At 52.1% G+C, this 25,343-nt stretch carries 26 protein-coding genes, 2 tRNA genes and 1 pseudogene; 14 read left to right on the top strand and 15 right to left on the bottom strand.

Annotated features, from left to right (window positions below):
• The first annotated feature begins 40 nt into the window (after nt 1-40).
• The 3 genes from purB (at nt 41) to PYCH_RS05905 (ending at nt 3,371) form a co-directional block, all read left to right on the top strand.
• Nucleotides 41-1,393, top strand: a complete 1,353-nt coding sequence (gene purB, locus PYCH_RS05915; RefSeq protein ID WP_013905940.1) for an adenylosuccinate lyase — start codon at nt 41-43, stop codon at nt 1,391-1,393.
• A 258-nt stretch (nt 1,394-1,651) separates the two neighbouring features.
• Nucleotides 1,652-3,007 carry an RsmB/NOP family class I SAM-dependent RNA methyltransferase gene (locus PYCH_RS05910; RefSeq protein ID WP_013905939.1) on the top strand — a complete coding sequence of 452 codons (1,356 nt, stop codon included), beginning with the start codon at nt 1,652-1,654 and terminating at the stop codon, nt 3,005-3,007.
• A gap of 34 nt (nt 3,008-3,041) precedes the next feature.
• The gene (locus PYCH_RS05905) at nt 3,042-3,371 is read left to right on the top strand and encodes a hypothetical protein (RefSeq protein ID WP_048058238.1); all 330 of its coding nucleotides are present in this window, start codon (nt 3,042-3,044) and stop codon (nt 3,369-3,371) included.
• Nucleotides 3,372-3,381: 10 nt separating this feature from the next.
• Here the strand turns inward: PYCH_RS05905 and PYCH_RS05900 are convergent, their stop codons facing one another.
• The 5 genes from PYCH_RS05900 to PYCH_RS05880 all read right to left on the bottom strand — a co-directional run bounded on the left by PYCH_RS05900 (nt 3,382) and on the right by PYCH_RS05880 (nt 7,210).
• On the bottom strand, nt 3,382-4,449 hold the full coding sequence (locus tag PYCH_RS05900) for a radical SAM protein (protein WP_048058237.1): 1,068 nt from the start codon (nt 4,447-4,449) through the stop codon (nt 3,382-3,384).
• 308 nt (nt 4,450-4,757) lie between these two features.
• Entirely contained in the window at nt 4,758-5,621 is an 864-nt protein-coding gene (locus PYCH_RS05895; protein ID WP_013905936.1) for a helix-turn-helix transcriptional regulator, read from the bottom strand.
• A 1-nt stretch (nt 5,622) separates the two neighbouring features.
• On the bottom strand, nt 5,623-5,961 hold the full coding sequence (locus PYCH_RS05890; RefSeq protein WP_013905935.1) for a DUF134 domain-containing protein: 339 nt from the start codon (nt 5,959-5,961) through the stop codon (nt 5,623-5,625).
• A 45-nt stretch (nt 5,962-6,006) separates the two neighbouring features.
• Nucleotides 6,007-6,810, bottom strand: coding sequence for an MBL fold metallo-hydrolase (locus tag PYCH_RS05885; RefSeq protein ID WP_048058236.1), 804 nt, complete (start codon nt 6,808-6,810; stop codon nt 6,007-6,009).
• Complete coding sequence (locus tag PYCH_RS05880; protein ID WP_013905933.1) at nt 6,788-7,210, bottom strand: NifB/NifX family molybdenum-iron cluster-binding protein; 423 nt, start codon at nt 7,208-7,210, stop codon at nt 6,788-6,790. Before PYCH_RS05880 ends, PYCH_RS05885 begins: the two co-directional genes overlap by 23 nt.
• A 129-nt stretch (nt 7,211-7,339) precedes the next feature.
• On the opposite strand from PYCH_RS05880, the gene sufC reads away from it, so the two are divergent.
• Nucleotides 7,340-8,077, top strand: a complete 738-nt coding sequence (gene sufC / locus PYCH_RS05875) for a Fe-S cluster assembly ATPase SufC (RefSeq protein ID WP_013905932.1) — start codon at nt 7,340-7,342, stop codon at nt 8,075-8,077.
• On the top strand, nt 8,077-9,417 hold the full coding sequence (locus tag PYCH_RS05870) for an SUF-like minimal system protein SmsB (protein ID WP_013905931.1): 1,341 nt from the start codon (nt 8,077-8,079) through the stop codon (nt 9,415-9,417). Before sufC ends, PYCH_RS05870 begins: the two co-directional genes overlap by 1 nt.
• 23 nt (nt 9,418-9,440) lie before the next feature.
• Here PYCH_RS05870 and PYCH_RS05865 read toward each other — a convergent pair whose 3' ends face one another.
• Nucleotides 9,441-9,671 (bottom strand): hypothetical protein, encoded by a 231-nt coding sequence (locus PYCH_RS05865; RefSeq protein ID WP_013905930.1) that lies wholly within the window; start codon nt 9,669-9,671, stop codon nt 9,441-9,443.
• 31 nt (nt 9,672-9,702) lie between these two features.
• The gene (locus tag PYCH_RS05860) at nt 9,703-10,230 is read right to left on the bottom strand and encodes a NifB/NifX family molybdenum-iron cluster-binding protein (protein WP_013905929.1); all 528 of its coding nucleotides are present in this window, start codon (nt 10,228-10,230) and stop codon (nt 9,703-9,705) included.
• Between the two features lie 230 nt (nt 10,231-10,460).
• Here PYCH_RS05860 and PYCH_RS05855 point away from each other — a divergent pair, with 230 nt between their 5' ends.
• Together PYCH_RS05855 and PYCH_RS05850 are read left to right on the top strand one after the other, a co-directional pair.
• Nucleotides 10,461-11,162: a hypothetical protein gene (locus tag PYCH_RS05855; RefSeq protein WP_237698706.1), complete on the top strand. Its 702-nt coding sequence runs from the start codon at nt 10,461-10,463 to the stop codon at nt 11,160-11,162.
• 4 nt (nt 11,163-11,166) lie between these two features.
• A complete protein-coding gene (locus PYCH_RS05850; protein WP_013905927.1) occupies nt 11,167-11,394 on the top strand; it encodes a DUF4405 domain-containing protein in 228 nt (75 codons plus the stop codon).
• A gap of 4 nt (nt 11,395-11,398) precedes the next feature.
• Here the strand turns inward: PYCH_RS05850 and PYCH_RS05845 are convergent.
• Together PYCH_RS05845 and PYCH_RS05840 are read right to left on the bottom strand one after the other, a co-directional pair.
• Nucleotides 11,399-12,144: pseudogene (locus PYCH_RS05845) on the bottom strand (Rossmann-like domain-containing protein).
• A 16-nt stretch (nt 12,145-12,160) separates the two neighbouring features.
• On the bottom strand, nt 12,161-12,976 hold the full coding sequence (locus PYCH_RS05840; RefSeq protein WP_013905925.1) for a hypothetical protein: 816 nt from the start codon (nt 12,974-12,976) through the stop codon (nt 12,161-12,163).
• A 452-nt stretch (nt 12,977-13,428) separates the two neighbouring features.
• Here PYCH_RS05840 and PYCH_RS05835 point away from each other — a divergent pair, with 452 nt between their 5' ends.
• A complete protein-coding gene (locus PYCH_RS05835) occupies nt 13,429-14,298 on the top strand; it encodes a nucleotide-binding protein (RefSeq protein ID WP_048058235.1) in 870 nt (289 codons plus the stop codon).
• Nucleotides 14,299-15,186 (top strand): nucleotide-binding protein, encoded by an 888-nt coding sequence (locus tag PYCH_RS05830; RefSeq protein WP_048058234.1) that lies wholly within the window; start codon nt 14,299-14,301, stop codon nt 15,184-15,186. It abuts the gene before it with no gap.
• Between the two features lie 29 nt (nt 15,187-15,215).
• Here PYCH_RS05830 and PYCH_RS05825 read toward each other — a convergent pair whose 3' ends face one another.
• The 5 genes from PYCH_RS05825 to PYCH_RS05805 form a co-directional block, all read right to left on the bottom strand.
• On the bottom strand, nt 15,216-15,962 hold the full coding sequence (locus PYCH_RS05825) for an ABC transporter ATP-binding protein (RefSeq protein ID WP_013905924.1): 747 nt from the start codon (nt 15,960-15,962) through the stop codon (nt 15,216-15,218).
• Nucleotides 15,959-16,993 (bottom strand): FecCD family ABC transporter permease, encoded by a 1,035-nt coding sequence (locus PYCH_RS05820; protein ID WP_013905923.1) that lies wholly within the window; start codon nt 16,991-16,993, stop codon nt 15,959-15,961. The genes PYCH_RS05825 and PYCH_RS05820 overlap by 4 nt, the downstream gene beginning before the upstream one ends.
• Nucleotides 16,994-16,998: 5 nt before the next feature.
• Nucleotides 16,999-18,117 (bottom strand): iron ABC transporter substrate-binding protein, encoded by a 1,119-nt coding sequence (locus PYCH_RS05815; RefSeq protein ID WP_013905922.1) that lies wholly within the window; start codon nt 18,115-18,117, stop codon nt 16,999-17,001.
• Between the two features lies 1 nt (nt 18,118).
• On the bottom strand, nt 18,119-18,814 hold the full coding sequence (locus tag PYCH_RS05810; RefSeq protein ID WP_013905921.1) for an FmdE family protein: 696 nt from the start codon (nt 18,812-18,814) through the stop codon (nt 18,119-18,121).
• 186 nt (nt 18,815-19,000) lie between these two features.
• Nucleotides 19,001-20,317, bottom strand: a complete 1,317-nt coding sequence (locus tag PYCH_RS05805) for an NAD(P)-dependent malic enzyme (protein WP_013905920.1) — start codon at nt 20,315-20,317, stop codon at nt 19,001-19,003.
• A 106-nt stretch (nt 20,318-20,423) separates the two neighbouring features.
• Between PYCH_RS05805 and PYCH_RS05800 the strand changes: the two genes are divergently transcribed.
• The 3 genes from PYCH_RS05800 (at nt 20,424) to PYCH_RS05790 (ending at nt 21,799) form a co-directional block, all read left to right on the top strand.
• The gene (locus PYCH_RS05800; protein WP_048058233.1) at nt 20,424-21,566 is read left to right on the top strand and encodes an amidohydrolase; all 1,143 of its coding nucleotides are present in this window, start codon (nt 20,424-20,426) and stop codon (nt 21,564-21,566) included.
• A 64-nt stretch (nt 21,567-21,630) separates the two neighbouring features.
• Nucleotides 21,631-21,716: transfer RNA gene (locus PYCH_RS05795), tRNA-Ser, on the top strand.
• A gap of 8 nt (nt 21,717-21,724) precedes the next feature.
• Nucleotides 21,725-21,799, top strand: a tRNA-Cys gene (locus tag PYCH_RS05790).
• 139 nt (nt 21,800-21,938) lie between these two features.
• On the opposite strand, the gene PYCH_RS05785 is transcribed toward PYCH_RS05790, so the two are convergent.
• Nucleotides 21,939-23,132 (bottom strand): pyridoxal phosphate-dependent aminotransferase, encoded by a 1,194-nt coding sequence (locus PYCH_RS05785; RefSeq protein WP_013905918.1) that lies wholly within the window; start codon nt 23,130-23,132, stop codon nt 21,939-21,941.
• A gap of 84 nt (nt 23,133-23,216) precedes the next feature.
• Between PYCH_RS05785 and PYCH_RS05780 the strand changes: the two genes are divergently transcribed.
• A complete protein-coding gene (locus PYCH_RS05780) occupies nt 23,217-24,227 on the top strand; it encodes a transglutaminase-like domain-containing protein (protein ID WP_048058382.1) in 1,011 nt (336 codons plus the stop codon).
• Between the two features lie 45 nt (nt 24,228-24,272).
• Nucleotides 24,273-25,343 carry an NOG1 family protein gene (locus PYCH_RS05775; RefSeq protein WP_013905916.1) on the top strand — a complete coding sequence of 357 codons (1,071 nt, stop codon included), beginning with the start codon at nt 24,273-24,275 and terminating at the stop codon, nt 25,341-25,343.

Here is a 25,343-nt window from a genome sequence, read left to right as displayed (position 1 = left end):
CCGTTTTTAAGCTAGAACCTAACATGTACATGGTGATAGCATGGCCGTTCATCCGATAGATTACCGCTATGGCAGCGAGGAGATGCTGAGGATTTGGGACGAGGAGAACAAGCTCCAGAGGCTCCTCGACGTCGAGGCTGCCTTAGCGAGGGCTCATGCGAAGGTGGGAAACATCCCCGAGGAGAGTGCCCGTGTCATCTCCGAAAGAGCCAACACGAAGTACGTTACCGTGGAGCGCGTTAAGGAGATAGAGGCGGAGATAGGGCACGACATAATGGCCGTCGTCAGGGCTCTGAGTGATGTCTGCGGTGAACACGGCAAGTATGTTCACCTCGGCGCAACATCAAACGATATAATAGACACGGCGAACGCCCTCCTCATAAGGGACTCCTTAGACATAATCGAGAAGGACCTCAAGGACCTCCGCTCTATCCTCAAGGAGCTCGCGAAAAAACACAAGTACACCGTCTGCATAGGGAGGACGCACGGCCAGCACGCAGTCCCCACGACCTATGGCATGAAGTTTGCCCTCTGGCTCGACGAGATTCAGCGGCACATAGAGAGACTCCACCAGCTCAAAGAAAGGGTTCTCGTTGGGAAAATGAGAGGGGCCGTTGGAACGGGAGCATCTTTTGGTGATAGGGCTCTCGAGATAGAAAGGCTCGTCATGGAGGACCTCGGTCTCAAGCCAGCTCGTATAACCAATCAGATAGTTCAGAGGGATGTTTACGCCGAGCTTGTGTTTTTCCTAGCCCTAGTTGCTTCTACGCTCGACAAGATTGCTCTCGAAATAAGGAACCTCCAGCGGACTGAGATCCTTGAGGTCAGCGAACCCTTCGGAAAGAAGCAGGTTGGCTCTTCTACCATGCCCCATAAGAGGAATCCTGTGAGGAGTGAGAAAGTCAGCGGCCTTGCTAGGGTGCTCTATTCGAACGTCATTCCTGCCCTGCTCAACAACCCGCTCTGGCACGAGCGTGACCTGACGAACTCCTCGGTTGAGCGCGTTATACTTCCAGAAAGCTTCGTTCTCCTTGATGAGATGCTGAAGACCACGAAGAAGATCCTGAGGGACCTAGAGTTCTTCCCGGAGAACATCAGAAGGAACCTCTACATGACGAAGAACCTCATAATGGCCGAGCCCCTAATGCTCAAGCTCGCGGAGAGGGGGATGAGTAGGCAGGAAGCCCACGAGCTTATTAGGCAGCTTGCCATGAAGGCCTTCAGGGAGGGAAGGGATCTACTCGAAGTTGCTAGGGAGAGCGAGGTTATTATGAGATGTCTTAGTGAAGAGGACCTTGAGAGCCTCAGGCCGGAGAACTACATCGGAAAGGCGGGGGAGATAGTGGATAGCGTCATTAAATACGTCGAGGAGATGGAGAAACGCGGCCTTTAATTTATCTAACTTTTTGTGATTTTAATGGCTGGCTTGCTTAGATTGACATTGAGTGTTCCAAATTTTACTTTATTTTGTAATTAACATCTTTAATTAACTAAGTTGTATCTCAATTGTACCAATATTTAAACAAAAAAACTTTTTCCATTAAATGCAAATGCAAAAATCTAGAACTATGGTAAAAAATGCAAATTTTATACTATCTAGGGTGGTGAAATAATGGGTTGGCTTTAAAAATGTCATAGACTCTACCTAAAAATGATGGAGGAAAGAAAGTTATCGATACCGCCGCGGGGTATCAGAGCAATAATCGAAGCCGTGAGGCTGGGGGAGATAATAAAACCTAGCCAGTACGCGAAGAGAGAGGCGTTTAAGAAGCACGAGATAAAGGAAGCCTGGCTCAACAGGACACTTACGATGATATTCTACGACATCATGAAGAAGCAGGGGCTGATAGACAGGGCGATAGAAGACGTTGTCGGTGTAACCCCCCTAATCCTTGACCCCTGGCTTAGAGCCGCCTTAAGGGTTGCCTTTGATGTTGTTCTATTCCACGATCCCAACGCTAACACTCTGAAGAACCTCCGTTGGAAGGCTTCTGACTTTATTTCAGCCAGAACCCACCCCTATGTGGGTATGTATTATTGGGACATCTTTGATAAGATAGTCTCCTACAGGCCAGCCCCGAAAGACGAGCTAGAGAGGCTTGAATGGGAATATCTTGCCCCCGCCTGGCTCATAGAGAGGATAAGGGCGATATTGGGAGACGAGACTGAAGACTTCTTTAGGGCGGTCAACGAAAGGCATGAGTGGATAAGCATTAGGGTAAACACACTAAAGGCGGGCGTTGAGGAGGTTGTGGAGGTTCTAAGGAATGAGGGGAAGGAAGTTGTCGTCAGCGAGAAAGCTCCGACCGTCGTTAAGCTAAAGGGCCCTTACGACTTTGATTCCAGCTCTCTGTTCCGGAAGGGGAAGATAATAGTCCAGGAGGAAGCCTCGGCGGTTGCATCACTGGTTCTTGATCCCAAACCGGGAGAAGTCGTTGTGGACATGGCGGCGGCCCCGGGCGGTAAGACGACGCACCTAGCGGAGCTTATGAAGAACAAGGGGAAAATATACGCCTTTGATATTGACGAAGCCAGGATGAGACGTATGAAGGAGTTTCTGAAGAGAATGGGAATTAGGATAGTTAAGCCGATTAAGAAGGATGCAAGAAAAGCTCCTGAGATACTTGGGGAGGAGGTCGCGGATAAGGTTCTCTTGGATGCCCCGTGCACGTCCTCGGGAACGATAGGTAAGAATCCGGAGCTCAGATGGCGTCTCAGAGAGGCAAAGATAAGGGAGATGGTAGAGCTACAGAGAGAATTGCTGGATGCCGCTGCCCGCCTCCTTAAGCCCGGCGGCCGTCTGCTTTACACTACGTGCAGTGTTTTCCTTGAGGAGGATGAGGAAAACGTGAAGTGGTTCTTGGAGAAGCACGAAGACTTTAGGCTTGTGCCGCTCAGCGGCCCCTATGATCAAGGATTCCTTGAGGGAACCATGCGGGCATGGCCACACCGTCACTCCACGATAGGCTTTTTCTATGCTCTTTTCGAAAAGGTTCAAAAAATTTAAAAACTTTTACATGCATGTAAAGCGGGTGTCCGCCATGCTAGAGATATTATCATTTATGTTCTTTACGGGAGGAGGGCTGGTAATGCTGTTCATAGCGGCCTTCGCAACGACGTGGGCTCAGAGGATTGCGGCTCTAGTGGGGGCAATAGGGTATGGCTTGCTGGGTTTTATGATGGTCGAGAGAATGTCAGTGGATATAAAAAGGAAGACGAGCGACAAGAACTTCCTAATGGTTATGACCCTTGGTTCGTTCCTGATAAACTACTATGCCCTCTCCTCATATCTTAAAAACTACTTTGTCCCCCTGCTTCTAGTTGGGCCAGGCCTTCTATTGGGTCTGTGGATTTACTTCAAGGCCAAGTGACTCTTTTTTATTATCTAAGCAACCAGGGGTTTCCTATGTAAACGTTCTTCAGCCCAGCCTTCTGGGCCGCCTTGTAGGCTATTTCCATCTGCCTTCTGCTCGTTGGTGGAACGTCGGACATAAGATGCTGGGGAGCGAAGGCCAAAAGGACATATGGCGTCTCCGGATTCAGCTCGGCTATGTAACTCGCAATGCCGAACACTTCATGCTCGTCGATGTAGTGAGGGACAACAAGGGTACTGACGACCAAGAGTGGAGGTTCCCCATTGCCCTCAATATCTAGGATGAGCTTGACATTTTCCTTTATCCTCTCCACGGCCCTTTCACCGTTTACGCCAGTCAATGCCTGATAAACGGTTGGTGTGTAGGCCTTCCAGTCGATCTTAACTATTCCACCACTTTCAAGGCTGAGTCTTGCCATTTCCTTCATGATCCTTGGATTCTCAAGCCCGTTCGTCTCCCAGCAGATTCTGATTTTCCTCCTTCTCAGAATTTCCCGCGAGGTTCTAATGGAGTAGAAAGCGTTAGGACAAGGATCGCCGCCAAAGTAGCAGACACAGGTTACTCTTTTATCACTCGCAACGTTGGCTAGTTCCTCGGCGCTTACCAAGTTTCCTTTATGGCTAGTAAGCATGTGCTTGTGTTCGATGTTCTGGCAGAATAGACAGTCAAGATTACAGCCAGCGAAGAATACCGCTAGGTTGTAGAAACCGTAGTGCTCCCGCTCTGGGCATATTGGCTCGGCAACGCAGTTCGTTGGGTGAGGATCTAGATACCAGTGGAGAAGGGCTTTGTTGAATGCTCCGGTCACCGATGTTATATTTCCATTCTTGTTCCATATCACACCACAGTAGCCTGAACCGTTTCTTGGAATCCGACACTCGTTGGCGCAGATATTGCACTCGACTTCCCCGTCCCTTGGGAGTTCTGGAGGAAGCCCCATAAGTCTGCGCCATTTAAAATGGCTTTCCATAGCTATCTTTAGGGCCCTATCATCTTCTTTAAGGCAGTTAACGCACACTCCCAGTGACTTGCTAATTTCCACGAACTCATAACCGCACAATCTGCATCTCGTCATAATGAAAATATCTCCGGAAGGATTGTTAAAGGTAGTGGCTGGTCACTCTAACGTGCATAGTTGTTCGTGGATTTTAGATATAAGGATCATTATATCTAAAATCTTCGTTCATAAATGTACATTTGGGGGGCAAATTACATGGTTGGAGTATCCCAGTAGAGGTCTTGTTTTAGGGTGCTTCCCCTACCCTATACAACACCTTTATTTGGATACGAGTTAAGATAGTACAAATTTGGCATTTTTTACTAAGTTAGATAATTTTTTTAAGGACTACAAAAAGACGTAAAATTTTAGAAAGTTGTTCTCCATTATTGTTGATTTTCCTTAGTTATCTCAAAGTTAAGCTCAACCCAATTTTCGTTATTAACTTTGGAAATTTTAACAAGACCCATCTTTTCAAGCCTTTTGAACATCCTCCATGCAGTGGTCCTCGGTATACCCAAGGCATTCCGAACATCTGCTTGTCTCACCTTGCCTCCATGGTCATATATGAACATAAGGGCCCTCTTCTCATCCTCGTTGAGGTTGAACGCCTTAACAAGCTCGTCGAGACTCTTCAACCTTGCTTTATTACTTTTACCTTCTCCTCGGAGGAATTTCAGGGAGAAAATAGCCCCAAATGTTACAACGACCAACACAGCCAGAATTAGTTGCCATGACATGCTCTTATTTTCGATGGGAGCTGGTTGGGAGGGTTTCTGAAATTCTAGGAGGTAGTATATCGTCTGATTGCCCGGGGGCATCGTAATTGAATTGTTCTCGATTTTCATGGGGATGCCAGAAAGGCCCACTATAACGGAGCGCTCCGGAAGGATTACCGTTACGGGGGCCTCAAAGGACACCCTTACTGCCCATTTCGCTCCAGCTTTGGATGTTATGTCGGGCGTGTAGTACATCACCTCAACCCTGCTCGCGTTCCATGTATAGACGACTATCCTTGAACCGTTAAGGATGTATGATGTTTCTTTCCCATCTACGAGGACGCTAAGACCTGTGAAATTTTCCACAGGGAGAGGCACTTCTATCCTGCTCTCCCCTGGGGATGGTACTATCACCTCGTAGATATTTGCGTATCCATCCCTGTAAACGGTTATTGTAACGCTCTTCAGAGAGTATGCCTGGACTGGTGTTAGGAATATAAGTAATAAGAAGAGCAGTACTCCCTTCTTCACCCTACTCCTCCCCCGTTCTGGGAACCTCGTTGCCCTGAGGTAGGATTATCAGTTCCCTACCCTCAACGAGCATCTGAGCGACCTTCTTTCTTGCCGAGCTAAGGGCCCTCCACACGGTACCTCTAGACACGCCCATCCTCTCTCCAGCCTCCTCCTGGGTCAATCCCTCGTAGTCAACAAGTCTCAGAGCCTCGAACTCCTCATAGGTCATCATTATGGGGGGTTTGGGTGGAAATACTGGGGGAATTGCGGGATAGAAGTGCCTAACCTGGGGGAGGAAGCCTATCTTCCTTAGCTTTCTTCTCCTTCCTCTTCCTCTATTCCACCCGGGACCGGGCATGGTTATCAACGTGGCTTAAGGAGGGGCATCTTATATCTTTTCCGCCTAAACCTCCACCGTGAGGCCGGCGTGGAGGGGGTGAACGTTTCCAAGCTTCGCCCGCAGGTAGGCGTACTCCTCTAGGCCCGTGCAATGTCCAACATAGAGAACCTCCACACCTGCCACTTTGACTTCTCGGATGACATCGTCGAGGAGCTCCTTTTTAGCCCCTCTCAAATGAAGGCCACCAATGAGTGCCTTGATGGGCTTCTTCGCTATGCAAGTGGCGTGCTTGAGGATGTTTATCACGCCGCTGTGTCCACACCCGGTTATCACGGCAATACTATCTCCAAGGTCAACGATGAGGGCGATGTCATCCTTGAGGGAATCTGGCGTTCCGTCTGGCAGATATCCTACTGCCCTGTCCCAGGTCTCCCTTGTTATCTCTCCAGAGCTTATGAATCCAGGGAATATTTCAAAGGGCTCCTTTCTCAGGACGAACTTGGCCCCGAGTTCTTCCAGCTCATCCCTTGGGAAGGGTATCCCGATGGTCCTTCGCTGTGGCTTTAGGGCTATCCTCTCCTGAAATATCCCTGGGTGGGCATATATCTTAACGGAACTCTCTCTGGCCATTAAAAAATCCTTCAGACCCCCTGTGTGATCGTAGTGGCCGTGGGTCAAGAAGATGGTATCTATGGAGTCTGGTTTAATTCCCAGTTCGCGCATGTTGCTGAGCAGAACTTTTCCTTCAGTCCCCGTGTCCACGAGAATTCTACGGCCTTCGTGCTCTATCAGGGCAGAAAATCCATGATAGCCAATCAGGCCCTTCTTATAGCCGGAGTGGTTCTCAAAAATCATGGTAAGTTTCATCACTCTCACTCCCTTTGCGGTCCCTTCCCATGCCCCTCCTGCCACCTTCGGGCCTCAAAACTGGTTGGGTTAGCTCGCCCCTAAGGAAAGCTTTGACTGCCTCCTTAACGGTCATCGTCGAGGGGGCCGAGACAATTCTTATACCAGCGGCTTGAAGGACCTGGTAAGAGTTTGGACCGAAGCGCCCGGCTATCACCACGTCGGCTCCTTGCTCGATGCAGAACTGGGCCGCCTGAATGCCCGCACCTCTTGAGGCGTTCGCCGCCGGGTTCGGGACCACTTGAGCGTTCATTATTTCGCCATTCTCAACATCTACGATTGTGAACGTGGGCGTCCTCCCGAATGCCTGGTTGACGAAGTCGTCGAGTCCTCCCCTTATCGTGGTTACCACTATTCTCATTTCCTCCACCCCACTGAATTAGGGGAGCCGAACTTTAAAAATTTCGTGCATATGCACTCTATGCGATACCCAAAAATGTCCCAAAATGCTTAAAAAATGTAGATGTTACTGTAACCGGGGGGTGCTGAGATGTTAAAAATTGAGGACCTTAGGGTTGCGATTGAGGGGAAGGAGATTCTTCATGGTGTTAACGTCATGGTAAATCCTGGAGAGCTTCACGTGGTTATGGGGCCGAATGGAAGTGGAAAGTCCACACTCGCCTTAACCATAGCCGGCCATCCCCGATACGAGGTCGTAAGAGGCAAGATTCTCTTCGATGGGGAGGAGATAACTTCCCTTGGTCCCGACGAGAGGGCAAGGAGGGGGATTTTTTTGGCCTTTCAAGTTCCCCCGGAGGTTAAGGGAGTTAGGATTATTGATTTCCTCCAGCAGGTTCTCACCGAGCTCAAAGGGATTGACCCCGCCGAGGCGTACGAGTTGATAGAGGAAAGGGCAAGGGAGCTTTGGTTCACCGAGGAGGATCTCAGGCGCTACGTTAACGTTGGCTTCTCAGGTGGCGAGAAGAAGAGGCTCGAGCTCCTTCAGGCCCTTCTTGTGGAACCTAAGCTCCTAATCCTGGACGAACCGGATAGCGGTGTTGACGTAGATTCGCTCAGCGTTATAAGCAGGAAGATAGAGGAGCTTCACAAGAAGGGGACGGCCATAATCTTGATAACCCACTATGGGAGGATACTCGCTCACATCGACACGGACTACCTGAAAGTTCACGTGATGAAGGATGGAAGGATAGTCAGGACGGGCTCGAAGGAGCTCATCGAGGTCATAGAGAGGGAAGGTTTCAAGGCTGTATTCTCGGAGGTGGAATGATGGTGGAAACGCTCACCTCTAAGGACGTTCGTTCCGTTATAGAGGACCAGATAGAGGAGCTGGCGAGGAGAAATAAGGAACCTGAGTGGATGACGCGCATAAGGTACAAGGGACTTGAGGCTTTTGAGAAGGCTCCCCTTAATGATCCCGTCATTGATGAAGAGCAGTTGCTCCAGTTCATAGCGAAGCCGGAAGTGGAGGGCCTCCCTGAACACATAGAGAGTCTTGATGACCTCCCACCGGAGATGAGAGCCCTTCTCGACAGGCTTGGCATAAGCGAGGTTGAGCAGAAGTACATAGCTGGCCTCGCCGTTCAGACGGATACAGGTGTCATATACAATCAGTTCATCCGGGAGTGGGCAAAGAGAGGCCTAATAGTTCTTCCGATGGAGGAAGCCTTGAAGAAGTATCCGGAGGTCATCAAGGAGCACTTTCTAAGGCTGTTCAACGCCGGAGAGAGCAAGCTGACTGCCTATCACACGGCCGTGTGGAACGGGGGCATATTCCTATACGTTAAGGAAGGGCTGAAGGTTCCATTCCCTCTTCATCTCTTCTTCCTAATCCAAGAGAGCTCCCTCGCCCAGGCGCCTCACATCATCATAATCGCTGGACCCAACAGCCAGGTTCACCTGATAGAAGGGTGCACGGCCCCTATCCTCGTCCGTCACTCTCTCCACCTAGACATGACGGAGGCGTATCTCCATAAGGGGGCTAAGGTTCAGCTGACAGTCCTCCAGAACTGGCCTGAGTACGTCCATACGAGGCCCATGACGAGAGCCATGGTGGGAGAAGAGGCCCGGTTCATAAACACCACCGTTTCTCTCGGCAGTGGGAAGAGCAACGTGGCTAATCCCAAGTACTGGGTTGCCGAGAACGGCTACGTTGAGCTGAACGGCATAATCCTCGGCCAGAAAGACTGGTACGTGGACCTGGGCGGTGAGATGTCTCTCAAGGGCAGGGGGGCGAGGGGAATAAACGCCAGCAAGGCTGTGATAATGGACGAGTCAAAGGTCATAACGAGGGGTAAGATAGTGGCAGAGGCCCGCGGAACGAAGGGGCACATAAGCTGTGATGCTCTTCTGATGAGCGACAAAGCGGTTATGGAGACGTATCCTGGCCTGGTCAGCAGGGTTGATGATGCAGAGCTTAGCCACGAGGCGGCGATAGGAAGGATAAGGGAGGAGGAGCTCTTTTATCTCATGTCGAGGGGGCTCAGCGAGGAAAAGGCGACGCAGCTAATAGTCAAGGGCTTTCTGGAGCCGATGCTTAAGGACATTCCGGTAGAGTTCTTGGTCGAGATAAGGAAAATTATTGAGCTTGCGGTTACCGGGGGGATGTGAACGGAGAAGGAAGAAAAAGCGTCTCATAATGACCAGAAAGTCCAACGTGATCGAAGGAAGCTCCTTATGGTCAGGAGCAGGGCCAATGCCAGAGCGTAGGGGGCTGCGACGAAGAAGATCTTCACAAGGGTGTAGAGTATTCCGATGAGCAGGAGCAGGTCGAGTAGGTTGTAGAATCCTCCAAATGGAACTGGATAACCATAGTACCTCCTGCCGAAGCTCCTATCATATCCCCTTCCCATACCGCGCGGCACTGCTCACTCCTCCAAAAATTAAGGAAAAACCTCACCACCAGCCGTAGAGCCGGTGGGGGGTTCTCCTGTTTGGCATGCCAGTTCGGGGGCAGTACCCTAGACGGGCGCCCCAGCCCCTACCTCCTCTGCCCCGTCCGCGGCCCCAGCCCCAACCAGAAGCTGGGCCATAGTAGGCTGGATACGATGGATAAATCGGGCCATATGCCGGGGCCGGGGGCTGGGTGGCCTTTCCACTGATCGCCATCTTAATCGCCTCCTCGACGGGCGTTCCTGGGGACACCTGATAGAGCCTTATGCCAGCTGCCTGGATAGCGCCAAGGGAGCTTGGGCCGACCTGTGGTGCGACGATGATGTCAACCCCCTCATTTATGAGCATTTGCACAGCCATTGGCCCGGCTCCGCCGGCTGCAGTCGTGGCTGGATTCTGGATAACCTTGGTGTTCGTTATGTTGCCTTTCTCGTCAACGTCCGCTATGAGGAAGGCCGGTGCTCTCGCGAAGACGGGTGCCACGGTGCCCTCGAGACCTCTACCATTGGTTGGTACGGCAACCCTAACCATCTTACCACCTCCATTATTTTGTGCATATGCACATAAATATAAACTTTTCGACCAACATTACTCAGCTGAGGTTAGGCGAGGAGAATCAATCGAAATGATTTAATAATAGTGGTATTACGAAACTATGAATTTGGAGGGAGCGGATAAAAATGCAGCGGGGGTTGATTCTCGCCTTAATACTCTGTGCTATCATAACTTCAATGCCTTTTGCGGTTAAGTTTTTGGAGAACGTGTCAGAGACATCAGTTACGGTAACGGTTGTTTCGAACGCCGGTGTCTATTACGTAGGCTCAGCAATTTCCCACGAGGGCTCGGATTTGCTCTGTGTGGTTCCGGCCGAGGTCTATGTTCCAAAGACGGGAATCGAGGTAACGCTCAACGTCACCGTGAAATTTAAACATGCTCAGCCCTGTCCTTGCTCCGACTGGCAGATACTGACCGAAAACCCCAAAAACGTTGAAGTTATTGACGAAACCGAGACGGAGCTCAAAGATCCGTACACGGCTTTTAAGCAATACGTTGTGAAAGTTCTTGGAAATGGTACCCTCGACGTTGTCTTTAAATACGGCTCTGAGTGTCCTTACGGATCAGAAGAGAGAGTGACGATAAAGTTCTACGTCGGAACACCAACCAACGAGGTCCTCAGCAATGCCTCAGCCCAGACTCAACTTCCAGAGCTTAACACCACTGAGAAGATCGTGGAAGGAGTTGTCCAAGAGGTGAACGTTGATGGTCGCTACTTCGTAATCGATGGCACTACATTCGCTGTCAGGGGCAAGTGGATCGGACCGAATGGCGAAGAGTACACTTGGAGAGAAATGCTCTCCCTAATAAAAGTTGGGGAGAAGGTCAAGGTTAGGGCAGTCTATGAAGATGGTGAGTGGAAGGCGGTAGAAATCGTGATAAACGGGGAAATTTTTACCAAGGGGTGATAGCATGGGAATAAGGCTGAGGATGTGGGTTTCAATAGTGCTGTTTTTCCTCTGGCTAATCACAGGAATAAGCGGGACGGTGCTGCTGCTGGGCCCCCTCTTTCCCAGCCTCCCAGTTTCGCTGATGGATACCATTCACATGTACGCGGGCTTTGCGTTCTTTGGTCTCTCAGTGGTTCATATAGCTCTCAACTGGGGGGCCTTGAAGAGCTACTTCCGAAAGGTTTTCTGATCGTTCACTCTATTCTTATTGTGTACTTCCTGCTCTCTTTTGAGAACCCCTGAAGCAACCAAGCTTCAGCTTTTCTATTGCCCTATCGATATCCACAACCTTCATCGCGGCCACGTGCGTTACGCCCGTCCCTCTGAGAAACTCTGGCAGAACCTGCCCAGTTGGGCCGGTCAGGAGTATTACCCCCGCGTTCTTCGCCCTGTCGAGTATCATGTCGAGGGTGCCATTTACTATGCAGGTGGCACTCGCTATTACGGCATCGACTTCGGGCAGGAGCCAGTATTCGAGGGCGTCGCTGAGCGTTTTCCTGTCCCAGAGCTTGGGGTTCCGCTCGAAGACATAGACATCATAGCCTTTCTCGCGAAGGGCCTTTACTATCGGGGCCATGTTGCCTATTACAGCAACCTTCCCTATGCCATCATCGAGGATATTTACCGCATCCACCCATTCCGCCTCGCTTAGGTCTATGTAGTACTGGGACACCGCGTTTATCGCCGCTAAACCGAGCGTCCTCTCGATTACGTTCAAGCTGTCGGCCTTCTCTATGAATGCTTCAATGGAGGGTTCTTCAATCGAGTTCTCATACCCCTGAATCTCCTCGGGGAGGGTCATAGCAACACCCAGGGCCTTGCCGTGTTTTCCTTCAATAAGGACGTAGGTGTAGGGCAACCCGAAAGAGAAGTCCAGAAGCTTGAAGTCCTCATCTATTATATTAAGAGCTTCCTTCTTGAACCTCTTTAACCCTTCAATGTTAAGTTCTAAGCCTTTAAACGTTCCGTCTTGGGGATGCGGTGAGCGTAATCACGTCTCCCTCCTCAAAACTTCCTCCTACGAGCTTTATCCGCTCCTGATTGCAGTATATCCCGATTCCCACCCGCTTTCCGTTCGCGGTGATTGTAAAGGCCGCGTCAAAGATTGAAACTCCAGATGAAATCTGGCAGGTAGGTAAGATGACGTCGAAGAGTCTGACCTCTCCCATATGCTCGAAGGCCGCTCCGTAGTGGTAGTGCGGCAGGCCACCCTCGATTGGAACGCCTTCGGAGGTGAGCGGCGTCAGGCTCCTTCTTCCCCGCCTTCTGGGGACAACCCAGCAATAGTTCTCGGGACATTCGACGACCTCGAACTCCCTATCCTTAGCCGTCGGGACGAGCCTCAAAACCTTTGGTCGAATAGGGAAGGCTCCCCTTGCCCGGTAGGGGTCCTCACAGGGCCGGAGCTCGAAGTGGGCGTGCTTGTCGCTCCAGGGCATGTAGAAGCCGGAAATTATCATATCTCCAATCTCCTCCCCTAGGGAAACCCGCTCCCCGACTTTAATGGAAGGCTTAACGTGAAGAACTTTGAGACAAAATTCACCTACCTGGAAAACTATGACGTAGTCCTCCCTTATTGGCACGTAGGCTGGAGTTGTAACCTTCCTGATTACCTTAACGATGCCCTCTTCGAGGGGAAAGAGCGCTCTGTCGGGAAAGTAAACGTCAATGGCCGTTCCGAGCCTATGGGCGGGGTAGGGGCTGTTGTAGAAGCTCCACCATGCTCCCTTAGGAACCTCGAAGGCCATCCCGCCAACGGTCGCTATCCTCAAGTTCATCACCTAACGCGCCCTATGGAGCTTGCCTATCAACTAACTTGACCTTGTTAATGACCTCTTTAGCCTTTCTGTGGCCAAGTATCCTTCCATCCTCCGTAAGGAAGACCTCGTTGCAGAAAAGGAGGGCTAAGTTGGGGTCATGGAATAAGATCAGGCTTTTTTGGTGCTCCTCCTGAACGAGAAAACGAAGGGACTGATTTTGAAGTCGAGGAAAAGTTGCTCATCGACAACTGGCTATTGAAAACTCCCAAGGGCTATTATCTTTTAAATGGCTGGCTTCAACGTCCCCCCGAATGCTTATATTTTGTTAGGTTCGCTTAACATTGGTGACCACGATGAGGTGCCTGAAAGTGGCCTTTTTTTACATGAGGAGGCTCCTAAGCAGAATTTAGCATATGCACAAAATTTTTAAGCTATTAGGTTGCCCTAACTCTGGGGGTGGTGGGGTGCAGATCGCGGTCAGCGGTGGAAAGGGCGGAACCGGAAAGTCAACGATTGCCGTTAACCTTGCGGTTGCTCTAGCCAATCGAATCGAGATTGCACTTGCAGACCTTGACGTGGAGGCCCCGAACGACCACTTACTGCTTGGCGTTGAGCTGGCCAACGAGGAGCCGGTTACCCAGTTTATGCCAAAGTTCGACTACTCGAAGTGCACCCGGTGTAGGAAGTGTGCCGAGGTCTGCGAGGAACATGCGATTATAACTCTCAAGGATGGCACGCCCTTCCTCATGCCGACCCTCTGCTCCGGGTGCAGGGCCTGCGAGATAGTCTGCCCGGTTCCAGGAGCTATACTGGAGGGTAGCAGGCTCGTTGGCCATACCTACGTTACGGAGACACCCTATGGCTTCCCGCTCGTCACGGGGAAGCTCCTAGAGGGTGAGGAGCGTTCAATGCCTCTTGTTGTCGTCGCAAAGAAGAGAGCTCAAGCCCTTAACAAGGATCTCATCCTCGTGGACACCGCTGCTGGGACTGGAAACACGGTCTCCAAGGCCATCGAAGATTCGAAGCTCCTAATAGCCGTCACGGAGCCCACTCCCCTCGGTCTTCACGACTTGGAGCTCATCCTGGAGCTCGGGAGGCTTATGAGTATTCCCACATGGATCGTTGTGAACAGGGCAGACCTTGGGGACGTGAAGGAGGTCGAGAAGCTGGCCACCAAATATGGGGCCGAAATCGTTGCAGAGATACCCTACAGCGAGGCCATAGTCAGGAGCTACGTCGCCGGCAGACCGATAGTCTTGAAGGATGGTCCTGAAGCCGAGATTTTCAAGGGGCTGGCCGACAGGGTGGCCGAGTTCCTGAAGGAGGTGATCTGAATGCAGATAGCAATAGCAAGCGGTAAGGGTGGCGTCGGAAAGAGCACCGTGACGGCCTCCCTGCTCTACTTCTTGAAGGATGAGTACAGGCTCATAGCCGTTGATGCGGACGCTGAGGCCCCGAACCTCGGCCTGTTGCTGGGCGTAACGGAGTGGGAGGAGGAGAGAGAACACGTGGGTGCCAAGGTCGCCAGGATAAACCCAGAGACCTGCATCAGATGTGGCATCTGCCATGAGAAGTGCCCCCATGATAGCATCAAACTGGTTGACGGCGACTACGTTGTCAACCAGCTGACGTGCGAGGGTTGCAACGTTTGCGGGCTCGTGTGCCCCGTGCCGGGTACGGTAACCCTCGAAGAGGTCCGCTCCGGCGTGATAAGGAGGGCGACCACCAAGTACGGCTTCCCTATAATCTCGGCCCAGTTAGACGTAGGAAGACCAGAGAGCGGGAAGCTGGTGACAGAAGAAAAGGAGTGGGCCAAGCAGCTCATGAAGAAGCTCGACCTTGAGCATATGATAGTTGACTCTGCCGCCGGGATAGGTTGTCAGGTCATAGCGAGCCTTGGGGGTGCCGATGTTGCCATCCTCATAGCGGAGCCGACGCCTGCTTCAATCAGCGACGTCCGGAGGGTTTACAAGGTCGTTCAGCACTTCAGACAACCAGCTTACCTGATAATCAACAAGGCCGACATAAACCCTGGCTTTAGGGCCCTCAGGGAGTGGGCCGAGGGCGAAGGCATCCCGATACTCGGCGAGATACCCTACGACAGGGCAATACCGAAGAGCATGGCAATGCTTAAGCCTGTAGTCGAAGCGTTTCCGGAAGCGCCGGCCTCAAGGGCAATAAGGGAGATAGCGGAGGTCATAATGGGGGAGATTTTAAAGTAATTGAACGAAACCTCACTGCTCACGCCGGACTAAAGGGGAATCACGACGGGGACTCCCCTTACCTCTTCTATCTCCACTCTCACACCGTAGACCTCCTCAAAAAGGCCCGGTTCCAGTATTTCCCTTCCACCGTCGGCCACAATCTTTCCGTTTTTCATGAAGACAAAGCGCTCAGCGAAGCGCAGGGCCAGGTTGACGTCGTGCATGACAACTATTGAAGTCCCTCCCCCGGCGGCAAAGTCCCTGGCGATCTCCATTACCTCCAGCTGGCTCTTTATGTCAAGGTTGTTGGTTGGCTCGTCCATCAGGAGTATCCTTGGCTCCTGTGCCAGAGCCCGGGCTATGCTTACCTTCTGGAGCTCGCCACCGCTCAGCCTGTTGGTGGGTTTCAGAGCCAGGCCATGTATCCCCATCTTCCTCAGCACGCCCATTACCACCTCAACGTCTCTCTTTGACGGTTTTAATCCCATATAGGGCCTCCTGCCGAGTAAAACCGTGTCAAAAACGGTTATAAAACCCGGCTCGTATCTCTGCGGCACGTAGGCGAGAACCTTCGCCAGATCATTCCGGGAGTAGTCACGTATCGACCGCCCAAAAATTTCCACGGCATCACAGTCCAGAATTCCGGCGATGCACTTGAGGAGGGTGCTTTTTCCAGCCCCGTTTGGGCCGAGTATGGCCACGAACTCGCCCTCACCAACCTCAAGGTTGATTCCCTTCAGAACCTCGGAGCCGCTGTACGTGAAGTGGAGGTTCCTGACCCTCACGGCGCTCATCTTGCCCCCTCCATTTTCACCAGCAGGTAGATGAAGGTCGGCGCACCGAGGAATGAGGTGACGACTCCAACCGGCAGGATCATCGGAGAAAAAGCCAGCCTTGCAACTGTATCCGCCGCTACCAGGAGAAGTGCCCCCGTCAGGGCAGATAGGGGAATGAGGAAGCGATAATCGCCGCCGGCGACGAGTCTTATTGCGTGGGGGGCTATGAGGCCGACGAAGCCTATGACACCCACGAAGGCAACACTAACCGCAGTTATCAGCGCCGCCAAAAACGTGGAAACGAGACGAACCCTCTCGACGTCAACGCCCACGCTCTTTGCAACGTCGTCCCCAATGACCGCGGCATTCAGGTCCCACCGCTTCACGACGAAATACCCGAAAACGGGGAGGAAGGTGATGAGCATTATCGTATCTTCCCTCCAGGTGGCCCTCCCGAGGTCACCGAAGCTCCAGTAAACCATCGCCGCCAGCTGGAGCTCATCAGCGAAATACTGGATGAGCGTGGTTAGTGCCACAAAGAGCGAGCTCATTGCCACTCCTGCGAGAATAATCGCCTCAGGACTGAGCCCCCTGAGCCTTGCAAGTGTCAGAATTACGGAGGTTGCGCTTATCGCTCCTATGAAAGCGAACAGGACAACCGAATAGGGATTGTCCAGTGAAATCCTCCCTGAACTTTCCGCGTAGCCTGCCCCGAGGAGTATGGCTAAGGATGCTCCAAACATCGCGCCGTGAGAAACGCCCATCGTGAAAGGAGTCGCCAGCGGATTCCTGAGGAATCCCTGCATGACGGCTCCAGCCACGGCCAGGGAAGCGCCGACGAGGATTCCAGCGACGATCCTCGGCAACCTTATGTTCCAGATTACAAGCCTAGCGCTCTCGCTCCCGCCGCCGAGAATGACATCGATGACCTCCCGCACGGAGAGCGAGTATGCACCGTGTGAGAGGGAGTACAGGCTAACCAGAGCGATGAAAAGAAGAAGGAAAAGGCCGATGAACAGCTTCCTGGCCACGTAGCCCTCGTAGTCCATTTTCATCACGGCGAGACCGGCAGTGAGTACTCAACGGTTCCGTTGGTGAGGTCTATCTTTCCAAAGCCCCCGAACTGTTCCGCCATGACGCTGTAGACCGGCTTCCCGACCAGGAAGGTGTATATCTCGTCGGCCTTCTTAGCCGGGTCGATGTCCTCGAAACGGTCTGGATAGAGGACTTTGCCTATGAAATACGCGTCCGCTAAAGCGGTTCCTATGTTGGTCGTGTAGAAGTTATAGGGAAGTATGCCGTAAACGTTGCCCTCCTTGACGGCCCTCAGGGAGTTGTAGAAGTCGGGGTCTTTCTTGTAGTCGTCAAGGATGAGTTTTAGACCGCCCTCGTCTATGAATATGTACTCCGGCTGCCACTCAAGGAGCTTTTCCTTGTCTATGAGGTGATGCCCCTCACCGAGTTCATCGGCGACGTTCTTAGCATGGGTGACAACGAACGGCGGGTACTCCGCTTCGGTGCTCTCTATGCCGTGGGCGCCCTTGTAGCCGATTCCACCGACGTAGACTGTCTTCGGTTCAACACCTGATGTGCGCTCCATCAAATCCTTCTGGAGGGACTTTATGAAGTTAATAACCTCTTCCGCTCGTTTCTCCTTCCCAAGGATTTTACCGGCCAGTTCAAGCGATTTGAAAAGCTCCTCGTCCTCGAAGGTCGCCAGCCGGCCGTAGCTGAGAACAACAACCGGAATGCCCGTCTTTGCCTGTATATCATCGGCCGTCTTCCTGTCCACGTAGGTGATGAAGATAACGTCCGGCTTGAGCTGTATCAGCGCCTCGAAGTCCGGCAGTTTTCCCGGCCCGCCGGGCCCTATGCTGGGAAGCTCCTTCAGCTCGGGGTGGGCTATGATGTAGGGCCTCCCGAAGTTGTAGCGCTTCTCGAAGTCCTCAACTCCCACAACCATGTCGCTCGCGTTGAGGTAGACTATCAGCCTGAGCGCACCAGGACCAACCGCAACTATTCTGGTGACCTTCGCCGGAACCTCGACAGTTCTTCCAAGGGCGTCCGTGACGGTTATCATAGCCTTTCCGGTTTCGGTGTTCGTGCTGCTCCCGATGCAGCCGCTCATTGAAACCACGAGCAGGATTAAAAACAGGGCAAGGAACCTTTTCATCTCAGCACCCCCTTGGCGGGACATCAACTATCCCCCTTCCAACCACCGCTCGATAGATTTCCCCGGCACAGCGGAGGCAGAAGGGTTTATCGTTTATGTAAACTGTCCTCGTCTCCATAACCAGCTCCCCGCACTTCGCGCAACGGACGCTCTCCACTATCGGCGCCTGCTCGATGGGGGCGACTTTCAGGCGCTCAATCTTGAACTCCTCCTTCGGCAGGTTGAGCATGGTGTATGCTATATCTTCCCAGAGCTCCCAGAGGCGCCTCCGCTCTTCTTCGGTTCCCTTTCTTTCCTTGACAACCTTCCTGAAGAGCTCCATGGCATCTGGTGGGTAATATTTCCTCAGCTTTTCAGCATCGGCGTAGACCCTTACACCCTCCCAGGTGGAGCGCTTCACGAGGGTCAAGGCCGTTTTTCCGAGGTCAAGGTATATCAGAGAGTTGTTTCCCAAGGTGCAACCAGTCGTTACCTGAACGCCGTCGGTGAAGCAGCTGTTCACCTCAACTATGGCAAGAACGGATTCATCAACACTGCCCGAGTGGTCAAGCCTTCCAACACCGAGCTCCTCCATGGCTATCAGAGAAGCTCTTACTCCAAGTGCAAGGTATGGGCAGACGTGGCCATGGAACTCCCTTGCGTACTCCAGGATTTTAACCGCATTTCTCTCCTCGACGAGCCTGTTTAGGGTGAGCATTGTATCACCAGTAGCTAGTTTAGTAGCACGTTTTTAATAATTTTCTAAGCTTGGTGTTATCAACCTTTGGTGTCCAAGAAAACGTGCAAATGTGAAAAGAGGGACGAAAAGATCTGCGAGCACTTTGGCCATGATGAAAGCCATGGCAATCCTTTAACGTTTAAACTGTTCCTTACGGCTTTCCTTTCATGGCATGGAGCTCCATTTCCTCCGTTCTTCGTTGATTGGAGCTATCACCTTCTGATAGAACTCCCTGAGCTTCCTTGTGTGTTCTTCAACCCACTTACCGCTGACCTTTCTCCTCGCGACACCGTCTTTAATTGCCTGTTCCGCGACTGCTCTGGCTTCCTTCGGGTAAACGTCCGGGTGAAGTGGTGTTGGAATTATGTAATCCTCGCTCAGCTCATCCTCCCCTACGCAACTCGCTATTGCCTTGGCCGCGGCTATGTTCATGTTCAGCGTTATGCCCCTCGCCCTAACATCTAAAGCTCCTCTGAATATCCCCGGGAAGCCGAGGACGTTATTTATCTGGTTTGGATAGTCACTCCTACCCGTTGCCACTATCCTTGCTCCAGCTTCTTTAGCATCCTCGGGCATTATCTCAGGGATTGGATTTGCCATCGCGAAGACTATCGCATCGTCGGCCATCTTCGCTACCATCTGCTTTGTAACGATGCCGCCAACACTGACGCCGATGAAAACGTCCGCACCTTCCATGGCCTTTGCTAGGTCACCTTCGACGTTATGGATGTTGAATTTCGCCACCTCTTCCTTGTAAGGATTCATGTTCTCCTTCCTTCCCTCATAGATTATTCCGCTCCTGTCAACGACGAGGATTTCTCTAACCCCAACGTGATGAAGAAGCTTCGCTATAGCTATCCCCGCCGCGCCAGCGCCGCTTATGGCGACCTTTATTTCGCTGAACTTCTTACCAACGATCTTCAAGGCGTTGATGAGACCAGCCAAAGTTACAATGGCAGTCCCATGCTGGTCATCGTGAAAGACTGGGATATCGAGCTCCCTCTTGAGACGCTCCTCAATGACGAAGCACCTCGGCGCGCTGATGTCCTCGAGGTTTATTCCACCAAAGCCCTTTGAGATAAGCTTGACAGTTCTGACTATCTCGTCAACATCCTTAGAATCAATCAGAATCGGGAAGGCATCAACCCCAGCCAAAGACTTGAATAGGACGCACTTCCCTTCCATAACGGGCATTCCTGCCAGTACTCCAATGTCTCCGAGGCCGAGAATGGCAGAGCCGTCTGTGATGACGGCAACAGTGTTGGGAATTACCGTGTAATCGTCGGGACTTTCCCCACTCGCTATGGCCTTGCAGGGCTCCGCTACGCCGGGAGTGTATGCTAAACTTAAGTCATAGAAGTCCTTGAGCCTGATCTTTGGAATGACCTCGATTTTGCCGTTGCCTGGGAAGTTGTTCTTGTGGTAGAGCAGCGCACCTTCCTTCAGCCTCTTCCTCTGCTCCTCGGTAAGTTTAACTTTCACTTTTGACACCTCCAAACGGTATCGAATTCAGAGGATGCTGCCAAAACATTATAATGGTGGAGAAATATTTAAGCCCGCCAGCGTCCTTATACACTTGGTGGTGCTCGTGAAGGCCGTTAAGGCGACGCTCCTCTATGACGGCCTTGGCAATGTCTTGAAGGATGTTTACATTATCTTCGATAAGGAAATCGTTGAAATAGCGAAGGAGAGGCCAAAGGAGGCCGAGGTGATAGCGGAGGGCGTTGTAACCCCTGCCTTCATAGACGGCCACAGCCACATAGGCATGGATCGCTATGGTGAGCCTTACCAGGAGGGAGAAGCTAATGAGCAGATGGATTCCGTTCTACCGCTCGTCGATGCCCTCTACTCCATCTACATGGACGACAAGGCCTTCAAGCACTCCATAGAATTCGGTGTCCTCTACTCGTCCGTGCTTCCGGGAAGCGGCAATGTCATCGGGGGGAAGGCAGTCTTCATCAAGAACTACGGCCGCGACATAGAAGAGGCCTTCATAAAATATGCGGGCGTCAAGGCGGCCTTCGGCTACAACCCGCGCTCGACGACGAACTGGAAGGGAACAAGGCCAAGCACGAGGATGGGCGCGGTGGGAATACTCCTAAGCTGGCTGATTAAAACGCAAAAGACTATAGCCCTGCTCGAGAAGGGTAAGAAGGAACCTGAAGAGGTCGAGCCGACGGTCGAGGCCCTAATTCCCGTTCTGAAGGGAGAGATGCCACTGAGGGTCCACGTGCATAAGGAGGACGACATAGCGGCCCTCCTAATGATAAAGCGCAAGTTCGGGCTAAAGATTACAATCGAGCACGCTGGCGACGTCCACAGCAGGGAGACCTTCGAGAAGATAAAGAGGGAGGGGGCTCCCATAATCTACGGTCCCTTTGACAGCCTTCCCTACAAGGTCGAGCTGAAGCACGAGGACTGGAAGAACGCCCGCTACCTGCTCGAGGTCAAACCGTTCTTCGGCCTTATGAGCGACCACCCGGTCACCTTGCAGGCCAACCTTTACCTTCAGCTCAGGCACTTCATACGCCTTGGGATGAGCAAGGCCGAAGCGATAAAGGTCATCACATACAACAACGCGAAAATCCTTGGCGTTGACGATAAGCTCGGGAGCATCGAGCCCGGCAAGTGGGCCTCTCTGGTAGTCTGGAATGGTGATCCTTTCAACCTTGAAAACTATCCCACGCACGTTTTCGCTGAGGGGAAGCTTATCCACGAAGCTAGCTGGTGACCTTTTCCATACCTCCATCAAAAACTTTAAATATACATCCCCTCCGTAGTGTAAACCGGGCGGCGCCGCGGTAGCCTAGCCTGGTAGGGCGCCGGCCTGCTAAGCCGGTGGGCGTTGCCCTCCGGGGTTCAAATCCCCGCCGCGGCGCCACATTCTATGCCGGGATAGCCTAGAGGCCAGGCGGGGGACTGCAGATCCCCTCCACCCGGGTTCGAATCCCGGTCCCGGCTCCATCCTTTTATTCCGCTTAAGTGGAAGCAGAACCTTTAAGCCATTCTCGAGCCTGCCCTCCCTTATGAGCCTCCAATTCCAGAAGAGCCTTAAACCATTGTAGGGACGGCATATAAGCATGAATTCTCTAAAAATGAAAGGTCAGGAGAGGCGTTCTCTCATGAACTTCTCCAGCCTGTCCATAGCCTCTTCGAGGATCTCCACGGGCGGCAGGAAGACTGCCCTGAAGTGGCCCCTTCCGTATTCGCCGAAGCCTGAACCGTGCACGAGAAGGACGTGAGCGGTGTGTAGGACGTCGAGAACGAATTCCTTATCGTCCTTCCACGGTCCCCCCTCAATCTTCGGGAAGATGTAGAAGGCCCCCTGTGGCTTGACGACGCTTATCCCGGGCATCTCGCTGAGCCTCTTGTAGATGTAGTCCCTTCTCTCCTTCAGCTTCTTCATGTATTCCTTGAGGTAGTCCATGGGTCCCCTGAGACCGGCAATGGCCGCGAACTGGGCCGGTGTGTTGGGACATAGCCTTATCCTGGTGAGCCTGTCTATGGCTTCTCTAACCTCGGCGAGCTGACCCTCGGGATCGACGAAATACATGTAGCCTAGACGCCAACCCGTCGCGAAATAGACCTTGGAGAGGCCATTCATAACTATGACAGGGACATCCTTCGTGAGCGAGCCGGGTGAGATGTGCTCTCCCTCATAGGTCATGAGATCGTAGATCTCATCGCTTATGACGGGTATTCCGTATTCTCCTGCGAGGTCGAGTATCTCTCTCAGCGTTCCCTTGTCATAGAGGGCTCCCGTGGGGTTGTTGGGGTTTATGACAGCTATCGCCTTAGTTTTTTCCGTTATCTTCTTCCTCATGTCATCTATGTCGGGTCTCCAGCCTTCCTCCTCAATCGTCTTGTACTCGACAGGCTTGCCACCGAGGAACTTCACGAGTCCCGTGTAGGGCGGGTAGCTTGGGCCTGGTATCAGAACCTCGTCCCCGGGATCAAGAAGGGCCCCGAATATCAGCTGGAGAGCCTCCGTAACGGCAGCGGTAATGCGGACATCGTCGGGCGTTATGTCCACGCCGTTCTTCCTCTTTTCCCTCTCAACTATGGCCTCCCTCAGCTCGAGAAGTCCCTCGCTGTCCCCATAGTAATTATGGCCCTCTTTTATCGCCCTGCAGTAGGCCTCCTTCATGTGCTCCGGGGGCTGGAAGTCGAACTTGACGGGGTCCCCTATGTTAAGCCTTATTACCCTTATACCCTTCTTCTCAAGCTCCCTTGCGGGTAAAACTACGTCCCTTATTGCGTACTCAACGCTGAGGGCCCTCTTTGAGGCTCCAATCATGTGGGCCACCTCGGGGTATAGTTTGTACTTCCCCGTTAAATGTTTTCCCAAATCGATTTAAATCTCGGGGCCTACCTGGGAATAATGGCGGATGTTAGGAAGCTTTTCCTTGAGTGTGCCAAGGCCCTAGATGCTGAGCTTCCCGGCCTCGGGGATGACGTCAGGAGGTTGGCTGATCTTCCTCCCAATCGGGCCTTCGAGGAATATCTCAAGCTCGTTGATAAGGTCGCGAGACTGAGGGTGAGCAGGGAAAAGAGGAACGTCCTCCTCATGATTTTGTGGAGATATGGAGCCCAGATAGAGGAGTGTATTGTCCCTCCTCAATTCCGTTATTTCAAAATTCGGGGCAGACCTTTCAGGCTCGTGGATTCAAAGCTCGTAGCTTTTCTTTTCATAGTCTTCTTCCTCTTTCCTGCAATAATATCTAGCCTTTGGAGTTTCAATACCTCCTACACAATAGCACACCCGAACGAGCCCGTTACGTTCAGCACACATCTCTGCTCCTATAGGCTCTCATGGCTCTACGATTTCAGGGCTGCCATGGTCTGCGTAATAAAAGAGGGCATTGGAGAAGTTTATTTTAACCTTGGGACGAGCGACCCTTTTGAAGCTAGCCGGAGGATTCAGGCTATTATCTCGAGAATTCCCTACGATATGAGGAGGCTGAAGTTCTCGGAGCCCTACATTCAGACTCCGGAAGAGACCCTGAGGAGAAACATGGGAGTATGTAGCGACTTCGCAATCCTTGGAGCATCTGTCCTCTTGCACAACAACGTTTCCCCGGTTTATATAGTCCACACGGTGTTCAGGGGTGACGAGACCGGCGGGCATGCGGCCATGGCCATCTATTACAACGGCACCCTCTGGGTCTTCGACTGGGGCTCGAAATCTGTTCCTTTTGAAGATTTCATAAATACTATGGGGAAGTATGCGGAAATAGAGGAGGTCAGGATCTACGAGTTGACGGGGGAGGAGGTGAGGCTGGTCACCGTGTACAGGGCTCGGAGGGAGAGGGATTGGTGGAGGTACATCTACGCCCTTACTATTTTCCTTGGGATAGCCTTTATGAAGAGGAAAGAATGGAAGCTAATTTGAACAAGGATTTAAAAGCTGGAACTAAATCTCTTGAGGGTGAGAGGTATGAGGAATCCCTTTGAGAGGATGCCCACGGTCCTTACCGCTGATGAGCTCATCGATAAGGCCTTCAGGCGGGCCGAACGGGCTGCATCAGCCTTTAAACCGCGGGGGGACAGGGTTAAGAAGGCGAGGCAGAGAGAGGAGCTTAGGGTAAGGACTGTGAGCAACGTTATCAGGGACAACCTCAGGAAAGTCCTGGAAAGAACGCCAGGTCTCTCAACGCTTCCCCCATTCTATCAGGAGCTCGTGGATGTGCTCGTGGACAGGGACACCTTCCACAAGGCCATGGCCGGGATAGACTGGGCCATAAGAATGGTGAGGACGCTCGAAGAGAGGTACGTGGAGCGAATACGCTATTCTAAGGATCCAGATGAGATGGCTCAGCTTAGGAGGCAGTTTTACGGCAGGGTCGCGAGCGTGCTGAGAGACATAGATGACCGCCTGAGGTACCTGAACAAGGCAAGAGAGGTTTTGAAGGACCTGCCGGTAGTGGATCTTGATGTTCCGACAATCGTGATAGCTGGGCATCCAAACGTTGGCAAGAGCACGCTTTTGAAGGCCCTGACGACTGCGAAGCCAGAAATAGCGAGTTATCCTTTCACGACGAGGGGGATAAACGTCGGCCAGTTCGAGGACGGCTACTTCAGGTATCAAGTTATAGACACTCCTGGTCTACTTGACAGACCCCTGAGTGAGAGGAACGAGATAGAGAAGCAGGCAATACTCGCTCTCAAGCACCTTGGGAAGGTTATAGTCTACGTCTTTGACCCAAGCGAGTACTGTGGCTTCCCAATAGAGGAGCAGATGCACTTGTTCGAGGAGATTCACGGCGAGTTTAGAGAGTTCCCATTCATAGTTGTGCTGAACAAAGTGGACGTTGCAAGCGAGGCCCAAATTAAAAGGGTGGAAGAATTCGTCAGGGCAAGGGAGCTGGAACCAATAAGGGTGGCCGCCACCAAGGGCATCGGTGTTGAGGAAGTAAGGAAGAGGATAATCGAGATACTGCGACCTATGGCAGAGGAACTTGCGAAGAAGAAAATCGAGGAGGAGCTTAGGAAGTACAGGGAATCATAG

Source organism: Pyrococcus yayanosii CH1, assembly GCF_000215995.1.
In the GTDB taxonomy this organism is placed as follows: Archaea; Methanobacteriota_B; Thermococci; order Thermococcales; family Thermococcaceae; genus Pyrococcus; species Pyrococcus yayanosii.
Note: the sequence above shows the minus strand (reverse complement) of the source record. Positions and strands in the feature narration are given on the sequence as shown.